The organism is Paraburkholderia diazotrophica, from assembly GCF_038900755.1.
Taxonomy (GTDB): domain Bacteria; phylum Pseudomonadota; class Gammaproteobacteria; order Burkholderiales; family Burkholderiaceae; genus Paraburkholderia; species Paraburkholderia diazotrophica_A.
Genome location: NZ_JBBPEN010000010.1, coordinates 1 through 16373, shown reverse-complemented (window position 1 = coordinate 16373; position 16373 = coordinate 1). Strand labels below are relative to the sequence as shown.

The 16373-nt window shown below is 63.5% G+C and carries 15 protein-coding genes; 4 read left to right on the top strand and 11 right to left on the bottom strand.

Translation table 11 applies throughout. The annotated features are described in order from the left end of the window. Positions 1–239 precede the first annotated feature (239 nt). The 5 genes from AABE10_RS27070 to AABE10_RS27050 all read right to left on the bottom strand — a co-directional run bounded on the left by AABE10_RS27070 (position 240) and on the right by AABE10_RS27050 (position 5794). Complete coding sequence (locus AABE10_RS27070) at positions 240–1502, bottom strand: acyl-CoA dehydrogenase family protein (protein WP_342936298.1); 1263 nt, start codon at positions 1500–1502, stop codon at positions 240–242. Between the two features lie 65 nt (positions 1503–1567). Continuing rightward, complete coding sequence (locus AABE10_RS27065) at positions 1568–2674, bottom strand: phosphotransferase (RefSeq protein ID WP_342936297.1); 1107 nt, start codon at positions 2672–2674, stop codon at positions 1568–1570. Between the two features lie 32 nt (positions 2675–2706). After that, a complete protein-coding gene (locus AABE10_RS27060; RefSeq protein ID WP_342936296.1) occupies positions 2707–3441 on the bottom strand; it encodes a histidine phosphatase family protein in 735 nt (244 codons plus the stop codon). Further along, a complete protein-coding gene (locus AABE10_RS27055; RefSeq protein WP_342936295.1) occupies positions 3438–4226 on the bottom strand; it encodes an oxepin-CoA hydrolase, alternative type in 789 nt (262 codons plus the stop codon). Before AABE10_RS27055 ends, AABE10_RS27060 begins: the two co-directional genes overlap by 4 nt. Continuing rightward, a complete protein-coding gene (locus AABE10_RS27050) occupies positions 4226–5794 on the bottom strand; it encodes a 3-hydroxyacyl-CoA dehydrogenase (RefSeq protein ID WP_342936294.1) in 1569 nt (522 codons plus the stop codon). The genes AABE10_RS27055 and AABE10_RS27050 overlap by 1 nt, the downstream gene beginning before the upstream one ends. Before the next feature lie 172 nt (positions 5795–5966). Here AABE10_RS27050 and AABE10_RS27045 point away from each other — a divergent pair, with 172 nt between their 5' ends. After that, positions 5967–6614 carry a glutathione S-transferase gene (locus AABE10_RS27045; RefSeq protein ID WP_342936293.1) on the top strand — a complete coding sequence of 216 codons (648 nt, stop codon included), beginning with the start codon at positions 5967–5969 and terminating at the stop codon, positions 6612–6614. 76 nt (positions 6615–6690) lie between these two features. Here AABE10_RS27045 and AABE10_RS27040 read toward each other — a convergent pair whose 3' ends face one another. Both AABE10_RS27040 and AABE10_RS27035 read right to left on the bottom strand, forming a co-directional pair. Then, the gene (locus tag AABE10_RS27040) at positions 6691–7881 is read right to left on the bottom strand and encodes a pyridoxal phosphate-dependent aminotransferase (RefSeq protein WP_342936292.1); all 1191 of its coding nucleotides are present in this window, start codon (positions 7879–7881) and stop codon (positions 6691–6693) included. Positions 7882–8040: 159 nt separating this feature from the next. Continuing rightward, the gene (locus AABE10_RS27035; protein WP_342936291.1) at positions 8041–8556 is read right to left on the bottom strand and encodes a putative toxin-antitoxin system toxin component, PIN family; all 516 of its coding nucleotides are present in this window, start codon (positions 8554–8556) and stop codon (positions 8041–8043) included. A gap of 57 nt (positions 8557–8613) precedes the next feature. On the opposite strand from AABE10_RS27035, the gene yaaA reads away from it, so the two are divergent. Both yaaA and AABE10_RS27025 read left to right on the top strand, forming a co-directional pair. Then, positions 8614–9396, top strand: a complete 783-nt coding sequence (yaaA, locus tag AABE10_RS27030; RefSeq protein ID WP_342936290.1) for a peroxide stress protein YaaA — start codon at positions 8614–8616, stop codon at positions 9394–9396. 29 nt (positions 9397–9425) lie between these two features. Further along, positions 9426–10592 carry a M14 family metallopeptidase gene (locus tag AABE10_RS27025; protein ID WP_342936289.1) on the top strand — a complete coding sequence of 389 codons (1167 nt, stop codon included), beginning with the start codon at positions 9426–9428 and terminating at the stop codon, positions 10590–10592. A 148-nt stretch (positions 10593–10740) separates the two neighbouring features. Here the strand turns inward: AABE10_RS27025 and AABE10_RS27020 are convergent, their stop codons facing one another. The 4 genes from AABE10_RS27020 to AABE10_RS27005 form a co-directional block, all read right to left on the bottom strand. Continuing rightward, positions 10741–11433 (bottom strand): BspC domain-containing protein, encoded by a 693-nt coding sequence (locus AABE10_RS27020; RefSeq protein WP_342936288.1) that lies wholly within the window; start codon positions 11431–11433, stop codon positions 10741–10743. 203 nt (positions 11434–11636) lie between these two features. Continuing rightward, a complete protein-coding gene (locus AABE10_RS27015) occupies positions 11637–12311 on the bottom strand; it encodes an energy-coupling factor ABC transporter permease (RefSeq protein WP_342936287.1) in 675 nt (224 codons plus the stop codon). Between the two features lie 69 nt (positions 12312–12380). Further along, a complete protein-coding gene (locus AABE10_RS27010; protein WP_342936286.1) occupies positions 12381–13286 on the bottom strand; it encodes a response regulator transcription factor in 906 nt (301 codons plus the stop codon). 198 nt (positions 13287–13484) lie between these two features. After that, on the bottom strand, positions 13485–14699 hold the full coding sequence (locus AABE10_RS27005; RefSeq protein ID WP_342936285.1) for a DUF2863 family protein: 1215 nt from the start codon (positions 14697–14699) through the stop codon (positions 13485–13487). Between the two features lie 257 nt (positions 14700–14956). On the opposite strand from AABE10_RS27005, the gene AABE10_RS27000 reads away from it, so the two are divergent. Next, positions 14957–16090 carry an AI-2E family transporter gene (locus AABE10_RS27000; RefSeq protein WP_342936284.1) on the top strand — a complete coding sequence of 378 codons (1134 nt, stop codon included), beginning with the start codon at positions 14957–14959 and terminating at the stop codon, positions 16088–16090. Positions 16091–16373 lie beyond the last annotated feature (283 nt).

Sequence of the window (16373 nt, the reverse complement as noted above, 5' to 3'; positions counted from 1 at the left end):
GAGAGCCCGTGGGTAAAGGTCAAGCGCGGGCGATGTTAGCCCGCTTTCTTTTGCCTACTTTTCTTTGCGGCGGCAAAGAAAAGTAGGTGCCGCCCCGCACAGGGGCAACGCCCGCGCCGCGAGGCGCTAAAGCGGATGCCAGCGGCACGCCTGGCAAGCCCAAAACCAACCAGCGCCGCAGAGACAAAAAAATTAGACCACAGTTCGCCTGAGGCCGCTGACGGCCTGCCAAAGCCCGATCATGAACTCGCGCCCGGCGCCTCGGCGCGAGAAGCGGACGCAGTCAAATCGCGATACTTCGCCAGTTCAACCTTCGCAATCGCATTGCGATGCACTTCATCGGGACCGTCGGCGAAGCGCAGCCAGCGCGCCGTCGTGTACGCATACGCGAGCGGAAAGTCGTCGCACATGCCCGCCGCGCCGTGTGCCTGCATCGCCCAGTCGATCACCTGACACGCCATGTTCGGAGCGACGACCTTGATCATCGCGATCTCGCCGCGCGCGCCCTTGTTGCCGACGGTGTCCATCATGTAAGCCGTCTTCAGCGTCAGCAGGCGCGCCTGCTCGATCAGGCAGCGCGCTTCGGCGATGCGTTCCTGCGTGACCGTCTGCGCGGCGATCGGCTTGCCGAACGCGACGCGTTGCAGCGTGCGCCTGCACATCAGTTCGAGCGCGCGTTCCGCGAGTCCGATCAGGCGCATGCAGTGGTGGATGCGCCCCGGCCCGAGCCGCCCCTGCGCGATTTCGAAGCCGCGCCCTTCGCCCAGCAGCATGTTGGCGGCCGGCACGCGGACGTTGTCGAGCGTAATCTCCATGTGGCCGTGCGGCGCGTCGTCGTAGCCGAACACCGTCAGCGGACGATGCACGGTGATGCCCGTCGCGTCGGCGGGCACGAGAATCATCGACTGCTGCTGATGACGCGGCGCGTCGGGGTCGGTCTTGCCCATCACGATGAAGAGCTTGCAGCGCGGATCGCCCGCGCCCGACGACCACCACTTGTGCCCGTTGATCACATACGTGTCGCCGTCGCGCACGATGCTCGTCCGAATGTTGGTCGCATCCGATGACGCGACTTCCGGCTCCGTCATCGTGAACGCCGAGCGAATCTGCCCTTGCAGCAGCGGTTCCAGCCACTCGCGTTTGTTCTCGTCGCTGCCGTAGCGCTCGACGGTCTCCATATTGCCGGTGTCGGGCGCGCTGCAATTGAACACTTCGGGTGCCCACGGCACGCGGCCCATGATTTCGCACAGCGGCGCGTACTCAAGATTCGTGAGACCGGCGCCGCGCTCGGAGTCGGGTAAAAAGAGATTCCACAGGCCTGCATCGCGAGCGCTTTGCTTGAGGCTTTCGATCAGTTCGGTCGGCACCCATGCGTTGCCTGCCTCGCGATTGCGCGCGACTTCGGCGGCAAAAGCCTGCTCGTTCGGGTAAATGTATTCGTCGAAGAAAGCGAGCAGCTTCTCGCGCAATGCCTGGACCTTCGGGGTGTAGTCGAAATTCATCTTGCCCTCGTGGATGACGTTGAATCCGCTCTACAGACTGACTGAACACCAGCGGCGACGTTCAGTCAGCGCACTTTCTGCGCATAGCGCCATGCGAGTTCGGCCATCGGCCGCGCGCGGCGGCCCGCGTCGAGCGCCTGTTCGCTCGCCGCCGTGCCGTCGACTACGCGCTTCATGATCCCTTGCAGGATCGCCGCGATGCGGAACATGTTGTACGCGAGATAGAAGTTCCAGTCGCCGTGAATCGTGAAGCCCGTGCGCTCGCAATAACGTTGCACGTACTGTGCCTCGTCGGGGATGCCGAGCGCGGCCCAGTCGAGCCCCGCGATGCCGCGAAACTGCGCGGGGTCGACGTGCCACGCCATGCAGTGATACGCGAAGTCGGCGAGGGGATCGCCCAATGTCGACAGCTCCCAGTCGAGTACGGCGAGCACGCGGGGCTCGTGCAGATGAAAGATCAGGTTGTCGAGCCGGTAATCGCCATGCACGACGGACACACGCTCGTCCGTTTCTGTTGGCATGTGCTGCGGCAGCCATTCGATCAGGCGATTCATCGCGTCGATCGGCTCGGTCTCCGATGCCTGATATTGCTTACTCCATCGGCCGATCTGCCGCGCAAAATAATTGCCCGGCTTGCCATAACCGGCAAGACCCGCCGCGTTCACATCGACGCTGTGAAGCGCGGCGATCACGCGATTCATCTCGTCGTAGATCGCGCCGCGCTGCGCAGGCGTCATGCCGGGCAGCGACTGATCCCACAGCACGCGGCCTTCGACGAACTCCATCACGTAGAACGCGCGGCCGATCACGCTTTCGTCCTCGCACAGCGCGAGCATCTTCGCGACGGGCACATCGGTGTCGCGTAGCGCATGCATCACGCGGTACTCGCGTTCGATTGCATGCGCGGACGGCAGCAGCTTCGCGGAAGGGCCGGGCTTTGCGCGCATCACGTAAGAGCGCGCGGGCGTGATCAGCTTGAAGGTGGGATTCGACTGGCCGCCCGCGAACTGTTCGAGCGTCAGCGGCCCCGCATAGTCTTCGATGTGTTGCGCGAGCCACGCGGAAAGCGCATCGACGTCGATGCGCTGCCGTTCGCTGACAGGCCGCGTGCCTTCGAAAGCGGAGTAGTCGGTTTGATTCGTCGATCCGGCTGGTGTCGCGTCTTGCGGCATGTCTCCTCCATTGGACAAACGATTGGCGACTTCTAGGTGCGCTTGTATCGGACGTATTGCGCGTAAAGCATTTCCATCGTCGTGTTGCGCACGTCGCGATGCAGCGGCGACGGCGGCGAGTGATTGATGAGCCGCACGACCCAGTCGCGCGGCGCATCTCCGACGTCGAGCGCGTTGATGCAGCCCGTCGCCTGCGAGATATGGCCGAAGAACGTGCGGCCGCCCGCCGTCAACGCGTGCGAGAGAATCGCGCGATTGACGCCGCCGTGCAGCACGAGCAGCGCGACATCCCACGATGTGTCGTCGCGCAGCGCGGCCACGGCGGGCAGCACGCGGTCGAACAGCTCGCCGATCGTCTCGCCGCCGAGAAACTGCGTGTCTTCCGCCACGATGCCATCGAACGCGCCGAGAAAGGCCGCTTCGAGACCGGCAGCGGGAACCGAGCCGGGCTCGCCGCTGCGTATCTCTTCCCACGCGGGTTCGATTTCGACTTGCTGATCGTGCCGGTTCATTTGCGCGAGCACGCGCTGCGCCGTCTCGACGGTGCGCGGCAAGCCGCTGACGATCACGCGATCGAAGCGCACGTTTTGTGCGGCAAACTCACGACCCGCGGAATCGGCCTGGGCGCGGCCGTTGTCGTTGAGCGGCACGCGTTCGGGGTCGATCGTGCGGCCCGACGCATCGAAGTACGTGACGTCGCCGTGCCGCATCAGATAGATGCGGCGGCGCTTCGGCAGCTGATAGCCCGATTGCGTCGGCGTGCTCATTTGTAGTGGGGCGCGCGTTTTTCGAGGAACGCCGTGATGCCTTCTAGCCCGTCGCGATGATGCAGCGACGCGACGAAGCTGTCGCGTTCCGCGATGAGGTGATCGGGCAGCGACTGCATGCCCGCCGCCGCAATCAGGCCTTTGATGCGCGCCTTCGCGTTCGGCGACACCTTGCCGAGGTCGTCGGCCCATGCAATCGCGGCATCGCGCACGGCGCCCGGCTTCGCGAGCCGGTTCACGACGCCAAGCTCATGGAGACGCGCCGCGCCGATCGGCTTGCCTTCGATCAGCACTTCCGTCGCGATCTGGCGCGGCAACGCGCGCGCGAGGAACCAGGAGCCGCCGCCGTCGGGCGTGAGGCCGACGCGCGCGTACGACATCACGAACTTCGCGTCGTCGGCAGCGACGATCAGGTCGCATGCGAGCGCGAGCGAAAAGCCCGCGCCCGCCGCCGCGCCTTCGACGGCCGCGATCACCGGCTTCGATGAGGCCTGCAGCGAGGCGATCCACTCGCCGAGCAGATCGATACTTTGCGCCTGCACGGAAGGGTCTTTCGCGCGATTTTCCAGCAGCCGGTTCAGGTTGCCGCCCGCGCAGAAGAACTGGTCGGCGCCCGTAATGACGACGGCGCCGATCGACGGATCTCGCTCGGCCGTATCCATCGCTTCGATGCCGGCCGCGTACATGTCCGGGTGCATTGCGTTGCGCGCGCCCGGGTTCGAGAGCGTCAGCACGAGCGTCGATTCGCTTTCGGCTGGGCGGCTGGCGAGCAGTTCGGCGGCCATTATGCTTGCTCCTGTGCGTTGCCGTTGTCCGAGGCATCGCCCTGTGTGAGCGACATGCGGAGCTGAGCGCGGCGCGCGAGCCACGGCGACGGACGATAGCGCGGATCGCCGAGCACGCCGTAGATGTTGCGCAGGATCGTCAGGATGGTTTGCGCGCCGAGCGCATCGCCGAGCGCAAGCGGTCCCCTCGGATAGCCGAGGCCGAGCGTCACGGCGAGATCGATGTCCTGCGGCGACGCGATTCTGCGTTGCGCGATATCGCAGCCGATGTTGACGATGGTCGCGACGACACGTTGCGCGACGAAGCCCGTCGAATCGCGGATCACGGTGACGGGCACGCCGTCGTGCGCGAAGAGGGCGTGGGCGGCATCGCGCGCGGCGCGCGTGGTCGCGGGCGTCGTCATCAGCGTGCGGCGTTGCGCGCCGACGAGCGGGAACAGCGTATCGATCGCGACGACGCGGCTCGCGTCCAGGTTTTCGTCGACGGTAGCCGTCGTCGCATCGAGACCGAGCGGCGTCACGACGATCAGCGAATCGGCGGAGGGCGTCGCGCCTTCGTCCACGGCGACGCCTGCCTTCGCGACGAGTTCGAGCACCGCATCGCGCGCGGCGGGCACGCGGTTGCTGATCCACACGCGCTTGGGCAATTCCGTCGGCGCGGGCGCTTCGGCATCGACCTGCTGCTTGCCCTCGACATACTTGTAGAAGCCTTCGCCCGCCTTGCGTCCGATCAGGCCGCCCGCGAGCCGCGTGCCCGTGATCGGCGACGGCGTGAAGCGCGGTTCTTCGTAGAACTGGTGATAGATCGATTCCATCACGGGATGCGATACGTCGAGCGCCGTCAGGTCGAGCAACTCGAACGGCCCGAGCCGGAAGCCCGCCTGCTCGCGCATGATGCGATCGACGTCGACGAAGCTCGCGATGCCTTCGTCCGCGATCCGCAAGCCTTCCGTGTTCATGCCGCGGCCCGCGTGATTGACGATGAAGCCGGGCATGTCCTTCGCGCGCACGGGCGTGTGGCCCATGCGGCGCGCGAGATCCATCAGCGCGTCGCCGGCAACGGGATCGCTGCGCAGACCGTCGATCACTTCGACGACCTTCATCAGCGGCACCGGGTTGAAGAAGTGATAGCCGAGCACGCGCGACGGGTCCGCGCATGCGGCCGCAATCGCCGTGATCGACAGCGACGACGTGTTCGACGCAAGAATGCAGCGCTCGCTGACGATGCCTTCGAGATCCTTGAAGAGTCCGCGCTTCACGTCGAGCTTTTCGACGATCGCTTCGACGACGAGATTGCAGTCCTTGAGTTCTTCGAGCGCGTTCGCGCCCGTCACGCAGGCGAGGGCGGCGAGCGAGCGCGAGTTGTCCAGCTTGCCTTTGGTGACGAGCTTCGCGAACGTGTCCGACAGATAATCGCGCGCGGCGCCGACCGCGGTGGAATTGGTATCGTAGAGGCGAACCTTGAGACCCGCGAGCGCGGCGATCTGCGCGATGCCGCGGCCCATCGCACCCGTACCGACGATGCCGACGGTCTCGATGCTGTACTGGCGAGAGGTGACGGATGACATGATGTGACTCACTCCATGGTTATTTTAAAATAGTACGTTCGTTTCAGATCGATCGCATTCGTCGCCTGACGCGGCGCGCGTCGATTCCGGCGGCGCGCTGCGCGATGTGCGGAGGCGCAAGGCGCGACGAACGACAGACGATTTTCGACAACCATCCGCAGGGAGACATCGGATGATCAAGCTGCACGGTTTTGTGCTGTCCAACTATTACAACAAAGTGAAGTTCGCGCTGCTCGAATTCGGCATTCCGTTCGAGGAAGTGCTTTCGATGCCGAGCCAGGATGAGGCGTTTCTCACGCATTCGCCGCTCGGCAAGGTGCCGTTCATCGAAACGGAGCATGGCAGCCTGTGCGAGTCGCAGGCAATCATCGAATATCTGGCTGCTGCCTACCCGGAAAAGGCGATGTTCTCGCCCGACCCGTGGGAAGCCGCGAAAGAGCGCGAACTGATCACGTTCGTCGACGTGCATCTCGAGCTTGTGGCCCGCAATCTGTACAAGCAGGCGTTCTTCGGCGGCACGATCACCGATGCCACCAAGGGGCGCACCGAGAAACTGCTGATTCGTCACATCAGCGGCTTCAGACGCCTTGCGAAGTTCACGCCGTATCTGCGCGGCGACCGGTTCAGCATCGCGGACGTCGCGGGCTTTGCGAGTCTGCCGCTGGTCGGCATGGCCACACAAGCCATTTACGGACGCGATTTTCTGCTCGACGTCGGTATCGACTGGAAGCCCTACGTGAAGGCGATCAACACGCGGCCGGCTGCGCAGCGCGTGACGGACGACCGCAAGGCGTACGTCGACGCGCAACGACAGAAGTGACGGCGCGGGCGCGCCGGGCTGCTTCGCGCGCGATGGCGAAGAACCTCGGTTCGTTCGCGACATCGCGCGCGCCATGTCAGAGACGCGCCAGCCGTTCGAGCGCGGTCGCGAGCGTGTCTTCTTTTTTCGCGAAGCAGAAGCGTACGACGCCCGATTCGTGCGGCTCGTGATAGAACGCCGATACGGGAATCGCCGCGACGCCGATTTCGCTCGTCAGCCATTGTGCGAACTCGGCTTCGGGCATATCGCTGATGGCCGAATAGTCGACGCACTGGAAATACGTGCCCGTGCACGGCAGCAGTTTGAAGCGTGTGTTGGCCAGACCGGCGCGGAAGAAGTCGCGCTTCTTCTGATAGAACGCGGGCAGGTTCAGATACGGCGCCGGGTCCTGCATGTAATGCGCGAGGCCCAGTTGCATCGGCGTGTTGACGGTGAACACGTTGAACTGATGAACCTTGCGGAATTCCGCCATCAACGGCGCGGGCGCGGCCACATAGCCGACCTTCCAGCCCGTCACGTGATACGTCTTGCCGAAGCTCGACACGACGAAGCTGCGCTGCGCAAGCTCGGGATAACGCGCGACGCTTTCGTGCGGCGCGCCGTCGTAGACCATGTGCTCGTACACTTCGTCGGACAGGATCAGCACGTTGGTGCCGCGCACGGTTTCCTCGAGCTTCTTCATGTCGTCAGCGCGCCAGACCGTGCCCGTCGGGTTGTGCGGCGTGTTGATCAGGATCATGCGCGTCTTCGGCGTGATTGCGGCGGCGAGCCTGTCGAACGGAATTGCGTAGTCGGGTGCTTCGAGCGTCACGAAAACGGGCTTGCCGCCCGCGAGCTCGATCGACGGCAGATAGCTGTCGTAGGTCGGCTCGACGACGATCACTTCATCGCCCGGATGCACGGCGCACAGGATGGCCGTCAGAAGCGCCTGCGTTGCGCCTGCGGTTACCGTGATTTCCGTCGTCGCGTCGTAGCGGCGGCCGTATACGCTTGAGATCTTGTCGGAGATGGCCTGGCGCAGCGGGGCGACGCCCGCCATCGGCGGGTACTGGTTGTGGCCTTCGCGCATCGCATTCGATACGGCCTCGACGATGCGCGGATCGCAATCGAAATCCGGGAAGCCCTGGCCGAGATTGACCGCGTCCTTTTCGACGGCAAGCGCGCTCATCACGGTGAAGATCGTCGTGCCGACGTTCGGCAGGCGGGAGGGGAACGAAGGGGGCGTGGTCGTCATAGGCGTGGTCGTCGTGTCGTGCGGTGCGTTCATCTCGCGTTCCGAATGCGGCGCCCGGTTGCCGAGGCCGCGGTCATCGATGCCGTTGGGGTCGGGTGTGATGCTCGATTGTAGGGAAAATCTGCGCGGTGTATCTGCGAGCCGGGCTTGAAGCGTGTGGCCTTGGGCTGCGGGACGGCTTCAGGCCTGGCTTCAGGCCTCGACCGGCTCACCACTGGCGAGCGCGCACTCGGCGACGAAAGGCGCGGGCTGCGCGATCCGGAAACCGAAATCGCGCGCGATCCGCTTCGCGAGCTTCAGCACCGCGCGATCTTTCGAAATCAGCCAGTCGGCCTGCATCGCGTGCGCAAGCTCGAGAAACTTCTGATCGTCGCGATCCTTGCATTTGGGCAGCGGGCGCGTGTCTTCCACGTTCTCAGTGGGAACGGGCGGCTCGACGAGCGTCGACAGCCGCGCGAGTCTCGCGAGCGCGGCGGTTTTATCGACGGCGCGCTTTTCGAACTGCGGATAGTCGAGCACGTGTGTCAGTTCCGCGAGACACCGCGCGTCGATCAGCGCGCGCAACGTGCCGCGTTCGAGCGCGGCGAGAATGGGGCGCGTGTGCGGATCGTCGAACACGAGAATATCGATCCACACATTCGAATCGAGCACGACAGCGGGCGTGGCTGCGAGGGTGTTCTGTTGAGGCAAGGCAGGGGTTTCGGGCATTCGTTACAATCTGGCTTTCGTCTTTGACCGCCAGGCACGGCGTGCCTGAAAGCCTCTATGATAATCGTTCTGTCGCCGGCCAAATCGCTCGACTACGACACCCCGCCGCACGTCAAGAAGCACACGATCCCCGATTTTGTCGATGACGCCGCCGAACTGATCGGCGATCTGCGCCGCCTGTCGCCGCAAGACATTGCATCGCTGATGGACATTTCCGATCAGCTCGCGCATCTGAACTTTCAGCGTTACGCCGACTGGTCGCCGAAGTTCGACACGTCCAATTCGAAGCAGGCCGTGCTCGCATTCAACGGCGACGTGTATGAGGGCTTCGACGCGAAGTCGCTCTCCGCATCCGATCTCGACTACGCGCAGCAGCATGTGCGCGTGCTGTCCGGGCTGTATGGGCTCTTGCGTCCGCTCGATCTGTTGCAGCCGTATCGGCTCGAAATGGGCACTCGCTTTGCGAACCAACGCGGCAAGGATCTGTACGCGTTCTGGGGCGAGCGCATCACGCAGGCGCTCAACCGGCAACTGGAGAAAAAGGCGGGCAATTCGCGCGTGCTGATCAATTGCGCTTCGACGGAATACTTCAAGTCCGTCAAGCCGAAGCTGCTCGCAGCGCCCGTCGTCACGCCCGTGTTCGAGGACTGGAAGGGCGGCCGCTACAAGATCATCAGCTTTCACGCGAAACGCGCGCGCGGTCTGATGGCGCGCTTCGCGGTTGAGCATCGCCTCGATGCGCCGGAGCAACTCAAGGGCTTCGATGCCGAAGGCTATGCGTTCGACGCCGACGCATCGAACGATTCCACTTACGTATTTCGCCGGCGTATCGCGGACTGACGCTGCGCCTGAAAAGCAGGAAAGAGATCATGACGTTATCCATTACGAGCAACTTCGACGCTGGCGCGATCGAAGTCCTGTCGTGCGAGCAAGCCGACAATATCCGTTTGCGCGTGCGGCCCGATAGCCACGCCGATTTTGCGCAGTGGTTCTATTTCCGTCTGACGGGCGCGCGCGGCGAGCGCTGCGTGTTGACGTTCGAGAATGCCGCCGACTGCGCGTTCGCCGAAGGCTGGCGCAATTATCAGGCGTGCGCGAGCTACGACCGCGTGAACTGGTTCCGCGTGCCGACCGCGTATGACGGCCGCGTGCTCACCATCGATCACACGCCCGACTTCGACAGCATCTATTACGCGTACTTCGAGCCGTATAGCGAAGAGCGCCACTCGGAGTTTCTCGGGGCCGTCCAGCAGATGCCGCATGCCGCGCTGACGGAACTCGGCAAGACCGTCGAAGGCCGGCCGATGTCGCTCTTGACGCTCGGCACGCCGATGCTGCTCGACGACGGTACGCTGAAACCCAAGAAAAAAATCTGGATCATCGCTCGCCAGCATCCGGGCGAGACGATGGCCGAATGGTTCGTCGAAGGGCTGGTGAAGCGGCTCGCAGGGTGGGGCGACTGGTCAGGCGACCCGGTCGCGCGCAAGCTGTACGACTACGCCGACTTTTTTATCGTGCCGAACATGAATCCCGATGGCAGCGTGCACGGCAACCTGCGCACGAATGCGGCGGGCGCGAACCTGAATCGCGAATGGATGGACCCGGACGCCGCGCGCAGTCCCGAAGTGCTGCTCGTGCGCGACGCGATTCATGCGACCGGCTGCGATCTGTTCTTCGATATTCACGGCGACGAAGCGCTGCCGTATGTGTTCGTCGCGGGTTCCGAAATGCTGCCGGGCTTTACCGAGCGGCAACGGCAGGAACAGACAGCGTTTGTCGAGGGCTTCAAGCGCGCGAGTCCCGACTTCCAGGATAAGTACGGTTACGAAGCGAGCAAGTATCGACAGGATGCGCTCAAGCTCGCGTCGAAGTACATCGGCAACGAGTTCGGCTGCCTGTCATTGACACTGGAGATGCCGTTCAAGGACAACGCGAATCTGCCCGACGAGCGCGTGGGCTGGAACGGCGAGCGCAGCGCATCGCTCGGCGCGGCGATGTTGCAGGCGATCCTCTGGCATATGGAGGCGTTTGCCTGACGGCGCCTGGCCGCTTACGCGCATCGTTCGACGCGCAGTAAAGGTATGCAAAAAAAGCGTATGAAAAAAGGCGAGGCCACGCGTTCTGCGTGGCCTCGCTTTTTGCGGGTCATGTGATCGGACGTTCGACGTTGCCGTTACGCAAGCGTCATTGCTTTTTCTTCGTCGCTGACTTCTTCGCGCTTGCCTTCGAGGCATTGCTCTTCGTCGCGCTGCTTTTGGCTGTCACCGCCTTGCCCGACGATTTGCTGGTTTTCTTGGTAGCCGGTTTGCTGGCTGCGCCGCCCTTCGTCGATTTCCCGCCTGACTTTTTCTTCGAGCCCTTGCCGCCGGCCGCGTGCTTGCCTTTCGCGCCATGCGAGCCCGACGATGCTGCGCTACGCGCACGCAACGGCGGCACGGGATCGTTCCAGCTGAACGCGAGCATCTGCGGGCCGACATAGCCGCAGCGGAACTTGAGTTGCGACGGATCGCCGCCGCCTTGCGGAATGCCGAGGCCTTCGACAGTCACGATGTTGTCGACCTTGACCTTCTGCTTGCCTTCGTCGAACGAATCGTTCCAGGGGGTGATGGCCGCATGCGCGCTATCGAACGAGCTGGGGGGAAACTCCACGTGATCGAAAGCCGTCGACGTGCTCGCGACGAAATTGCCATGCGCGGCGCAATCCGCGACGAGCGGATCGGCGTGCATTTCGTTGATGAATTTGTTGACGAGGTCGTTGTGCTGCCCGAGCTGATCGGCGAAGGCGGGCAGAGCACATACGAGCGACGCGCTCGCAGCCCACACCGCTAACCGGCCGACCAACCGCAGCAATCGGCGCGGTGCGTTGGTGCGTTCCATCTATCTGGGTAAAAATGCTGTGGAGACTTCAGGCAAATAAGATGCCCGTCGATGGGGTTGAGTTCAATCCTGGTAGAAATATTTTGCGGCGTCGTACGAAGGCAACTTGAGTCGAGATGTATGAGCCTGTGCTGCTTGCGTGTCTGCTTTGCAGGCGCGTAAGCGCGTGACTTTCAGGCATCGACGGTTAGCCTCGGAAGCGCTCAGGTGCGTGGGCCGCCGAGGCGATAACGCCGCACATCATAAGTCGTGACCCAGGCGGGCCGATAGACGGCGATCAATGCAGTCGACATGCCAGTGAACCACGATTCGCCGGAGGCAAGCAGGAACACGCTAAACGCATAGCCGGCCGGGATAACGGACATCGAACCGTCTGCAAGCGCGATATGCGTTCCCAGTGCGACCGCTGACGCGACAGAAACGGCAATGGCAGGCGACACGAAGCCTTGGCCGAAGATGAACATGAACAGATTGCGCGGCAGCCATGCGATGCTCGCGCGCTGCAGAAGCGTCGACACGCCGACGGGTACTGCGCCGAATACAAGGAACGTGAGCGCGATGCCTTGCCACGGTGCATCGAAGACGACGGCGGCGAGGCCGGTGACGACAGCCATCGCGATCAGCGCAAGACCCCAGTCGAACAGCGTGACGACGAGCGTTGCGCCGAGCAGGTGAATCACGGTGCCGTCTTCGAGCCATGCGTTCGTCGCCCACAGCACCGAGACGGCGACGATGATCGCGAGCCATACATGCTGAAGCACGGGTTCCTGCAATCGCTTGAACGGGTTCTTCCAGAACGTAAGCGCGAGCAGAGCCACAGCGGCGATCCAGCCACCGACAGCGACCCACAACGGAAGCGGCGTATAGAGGAAACCCATGTCTTCATATTACTCGTTGAAGGCCCAAAGGTGTGAGCGGATTCCGTGCCAGCAACGTTTTATGTCGATTCACGGTTGCTTCCTTTCGACCTTTACATCGCCGTCGTCGGATGCGCGGCTCTTGCGGCGCGCACCATAAGGCGTCGTCGCTTCCGCGGCCATCGGCAGCGCGTTGGGGTTGTCGTTGGCAGGCAACGGATAACGGAAAGTGCGCGGCTTGCGCTGACGAAGCGGCGCGACGTTCGACGTCACGCGCGCGGGCCGCGGGATGCGATTGTGCCCGCTGCGCAGCACTTCGAGTTGCGCGGTGAGCCAGCCGTTGTAGATGGCGACGGCGGCTGCGCGGTTCGGCGCGCCGAGTTGCTGGAAGATCGTCGCCAGATGAATTTTCACCGTGCCCTCACTGATGCCCAACGCGCGTGCAATCATTTTATTCGTGTTGCCCATATGGACGCAGCGCATGATCTGTTCCTGTCGCGGCGAAAGGCCGCCCGCGATGCGCGGCCGCTTCGGTGGCGTTGCGATCAGTTCGAGCGAGCGTGCTTCCGTTCGCGGACGCGCGAGCTTGCTGCCGTGCGTCGGCGCGTCGAGCGTCAACGCGCCGGCCGGGATGTAGTGACAGCCGAGCAGAACCATTTCGAGCGCGCGCACGATCACGCGCGGATCGGTCGTGCGCGGAATGACGCCGAGCACGCCTTTTTCGACGAGCGCGCGCACGTGAGCCGGCGATATATCGTCGACCAGCACCGCGACGGGCAGCCCCGGATGGTTGGCGAGCAACGCGCGTGCGTCGGCGGGCGACATCCAGTCTTCCCAGTCGATCAGCAACAGGTCCGGCTCGAGGCGCCGCAACGTGCGCTCCGCCTGTGGCCAGTCCTGCGCTTCGCCGAAGCGTGCCTGTCGGTCGATTTGCCGCAGAAGCGCCTTGAGTCCTTCCCTGCGTTCGGCGTCTGAGTTGAGAACTGAAAATCGCATGCATTGCCTCCTGATCGATCGGTGGTGGCGGCGCGCTGCACGCAACGAGATTGTCGTCGTGCAGCGATGCACCATCGCAACGATGATGACAAATTCCCTGTCTCGTGACGGCCTGTCCAGGTGGCATAGGACGAGTGCCATGAAAAAAGCCCCGCATTCAGCGGGGCTTGATTCGATGCAGAGAAAATTCTGAAGTGATCAGTGGAAATGCGGTTGCGCGGGCTCGGCATCTTCGGGCATTTCAGCGTGAACGATCTCGCCGAGCGGATCTGCGTAAAGCGGCACGCCGCAGTCGTCACAATATTCCGGCTCGAAGCGGCCTGCGTGACGGCGAATATCCGTGATGCCCGTTTCTTTCAGCAGCGCGACGATGTCTTCGAGCGGGCCATCGCTCGCCATTGCTTCTTGCGGTTCTTCGTCAATGCCCGGGTCGCCGTTCTCGCGGCCGTACAGCGGCCACACGACGCCGTAGATGACGTCGTTGCTGCCGCGCCGCGTGAAGCCGATGCGGTATTCGTCGATGCGCCGCTCGCCGAAGCCCGCGACGACCGCACGCAATTCGTCGGGCGTCGCGCCGACCGTGTCGAACAGATAGCGCACTGCCGTGCGCACGGTGTGCGGGCGCACGCGCTCGTCGGCGTCGCGGCAGGCCGAGTAGTACGCATCGGGCAACAGGCATTCGAACTCGCAGCCCGGCAGCACGACGGCCAGGTTTGCGCCGCCTTGCGTCGCCCATTGCTCGAGACACTGGCTGCGCTCGATGCGCGAGCCGTGCTCTTCTTCCTGCCAGCGGAACACGGGCGCGCCGACGGGCGCCGCGACGACGGCCAGCAAGAAGCGCGGATCGGCAAGAATGGGCGACGTTTCGGGCAACTCGCCGAAGTTAATCTTCGCGTTGCCGCCGCCGACGGCCGCCTGCGCGAGCTGCTGCGCGAGACGCCAGGTTTCGACGTGGTGACGCGGCAACTGGTCGATGCTATACATGAACGGCGCCATCGCGATGCGGGTGCCGTCGGCCAGCACATGGGCCTGGAGATGCGCGCGCAGCGCGTCGGCGGCATCGCCTTTGAGCGAGCCCGACGGAATCACATAGCGCGTCCAGGCCAGCACGGGCGCGGCAATCAGCAGCGCTTCGTACTGGACGCCGTCGTGTTCGACAGTCAGCGATTCGCTATGCGTTTCGGCCATGTCCGCGAGGGCGCCATAGGCGTCCGGATGATTCTGCTGAAGATGGTCGAGCGCGGCGTCGAGGGTCGTCTGGTTGCCGTTGCGGACTATTTTTGCGAGCAGCGCGTCCAGCTTGGCTTCCCAGAAGCGATCCTCGGTGCGGCTGCCCGACGCGAAAAGCGCGAGCGAAAGACCGACCAGCTTGTCGGCGTCGGGAGGGAGACGTTTGGCGATTCGCGAGCGCATAAATCCGGAGGTTGTGTGCAGAGAACCATATATTCTAGTCCTTTCTGCGTCGACATATTATCGACACGCAGTGCTGGCAGTCGTTGGCCCGTCGCGCGGGCGTTCCGCAGCCACGAGAGGGCGGGCGGCGGCGCGTTCCGTCAGCGTCGCCATCGGTCAGTGCTTTCTTTGGCGCTTTCCTATACTTTTTTGCAGACGTTTGGCCGTTTGCGCATGGGTCGCCACGGTCTGGCAGGAATGGCATCGGGGAGAGACGCATGGTGAAATCGGACGTACTGATCGAGCGGCTCGCGGCCGTGTTCGCGCTGCTGCTGCTCGTCGGCGGCTCGCTGCTGGTGCTGGCGCCGTTCACGACGGCGCTGCTGTGGGGCGCGATTCTTAGTTACAGCTCGTGGGGGCTCTTCCGCAAATTGTCCGCGACGCTCGGCGGGCGGCGTAAATGGGCCGCGACGCTGATCGTGCTCATCATTCTGGTCGTCGTGCTGGGGCCGTTCGTCTATGCGGGATTTGCGCTGGGCGCGCATGCGAAGGACATCACCGCGTTCGTCGAGCGTCTGATGGAATCGGGGCTGCCAGATCTGCCGGACTGGGTCGCGCGCATTCCGCTTGTCGGCTCGACCATCGAGTCCTTCTGGGAGCGCGTGACAAGCAGCAACTCGGAAATGGTCGCGCAGTTGCGCGTGCTGGCCGCGCCGGCCGGCAAATGGATACTCGCCGCCGCGCTCGCTGTCACGCACGGTCTCGGGATGCTGGCGCTCAGCATCATCCTCACTTTCTTCTTCTATACGGGCGGCGAGGGCGCGGCCGCCTGGCTCAACGCGGGCATGCGGCGTATCGCGGGTGAGCGCGCCGACTATCTGCTGACTTTGGCGGGCAGCACGGTAAAGGGCGTGGTGTACGGCATCCTCGGGACGGCGCTGGTGCAGGGCGTGCTGGCGGGGTTCGGTTGCTGGATCGCGGGCGTGCCGGCGCCGGCGCTGTTGGGGCTCGCGACTTTCTTCCTGTCGGTGATTCCCGGCGGCCCCGTCGTGGTATGGCTGCCCGCGGCGATCTGGCTTTATCACGGCGGCGAAACGGGCTGGGCGATCTTTCTCGTGGTTTGGGGCGTGCTGGTCGTCGGCATGTCGGATAACGTCATCAAGCCTATCCTGATCGGCAAGAGCAGCGACATGCCGCTGATCCTCGTGATGCTCGGCATTTTGGGCGGCGCGTTTGCGTTTGGTTTCCTCGGTGTATTTATCGGACCGACGCTTCTTGCTGTGGCTTATACGGTGCTGCACGACTGGACGATCGGTTCACCCGATGCTCGCGAGCTGGCGGCAAGAACGAGCAGCCAACCTGCCGATACGGTGGCGCAAGTGGAGAAAGCGCAAGGCACGTCGAGCAAATAGCCGCCAATGAAAAACTTCCGTCGCACCCTTGTCATTGGGTTGCGGATGGCCTAAGATTCGCGTCCTTCGTTCGGGCGCGCGGTGTGCGGCGCGACGCAGCGGGGGCCGCGACAGAAACGGCGCGGTGGTATAGCCAGCGGGGTTTGAAGCGATGATGCAAAAAACCTGTTGACGAACACCGGAAGGTTGTTCATAATCTCGTTTCTCTGCTGCTGATGCAGCAAACGCAACGAAGGCAAGGCGCCTCGTGCGGATGTTCTTTAAAAACTAACAGCCGACAGAT

What these genes read in the sequence shown, in the direction of transcription:
- AABE10_RS27070 (WP_342936298.1), bottom strand. Translation starts at nt 1,502, where the DNA reads ATGAATTTCGACTACACCCCGAAGGTCCAGGCATTGCGCGAGAAGCTG.
- AABE10_RS27065 (WP_342936297.1), bottom strand. Translation starts at nt 2,674, where the DNA reads ATGCCGCAAGACGCGACACCAGCCGGATCGACGAATCAAACCGACTAC.
- AABE10_RS27060 (WP_342936296.1), bottom strand. Translation starts at nt 3,441, where the DNA reads ATGAGCACGCCGACGCAATCGGGCTATCAGCTGCCGAAGCGCCGCCGC.
- AABE10_RS27055 (WP_342936295.1), bottom strand. Translation starts at nt 4,226, where the DNA reads ATGGCCGCCGAACTGCTCGCCAGCCGCCCAGCCGAAAGCGAATCGACG.
- AABE10_RS27050 (WP_342936294.1), bottom strand. Translation starts at nt 5,794, where the DNA reads ATGTCATCCGTCACCTCTCGCCAGTACAGCATCGAGACCGTCGGCATC.
- AABE10_RS27045 (WP_342936293.1), top strand. Translation starts at nt 5,967, where the DNA reads ATGATCAAGCTGCACGGTTTTGTGCTGTCCAACTATTACAACAAAGTG.
- AABE10_RS27040 (WP_342936292.1), bottom strand. Translation starts at nt 7,881, where the DNA reads ATGAACGCACCGCACGACACGACGACCACGCCTATGACGACCACGCCC.
- AABE10_RS27035 (WP_342936291.1), bottom strand. Translation starts at nt 8,556, where the DNA reads ATGCCCGAAACCCCTGCCTTGCCTCAACAGAACACCCTCGCAGCCACG.
- yaaA (WP_342936290.1), top strand. Translation starts at nt 8,614, where the DNA reads ATGATAATCGTTCTGTCGCCGGCCAAATCGCTCGACTACGACACCCCG.
- AABE10_RS27025 (WP_342936289.1), top strand. Translation starts at nt 9,426, where the DNA reads ATGACGTTATCCATTACGAGCAACTTCGACGCTGGCGCGATCGAAGTC.
- AABE10_RS27020 (WP_342936288.1), bottom strand. Translation starts at nt 11,433, where the DNA reads ATGGAACGCACCAACGCACCGCGCCGATTGCTGCGGTTGGTCGGCCGG.
- AABE10_RS27015 (WP_342936287.1), bottom strand. Translation starts at nt 12,311, where the DNA reads ATGGGTTTCCTCTATACGCCGCTTCCGTTGTGGGTCGCTGTCGGTGGC.
- AABE10_RS27010 (WP_342936286.1), bottom strand. Translation starts at nt 13,286, where the DNA reads ATGCGATTTTCAGTTCTCAACTCAGACGCCGAACGCAGGGAAGGACTC.
- AABE10_RS27005 (WP_342936285.1), bottom strand. Translation starts at nt 14,699, where the DNA reads ATGCGCTCGCGAATCGCCAAACGTCTCCCTCCCGACGCCGACAAGCTG.
- AABE10_RS27000 (WP_342936284.1), top strand. Translation starts at nt 14,957, where the DNA reads ATGGTGAAATCGGACGTACTGATCGAGCGGCTCGCGGCCGTGTTCGCG.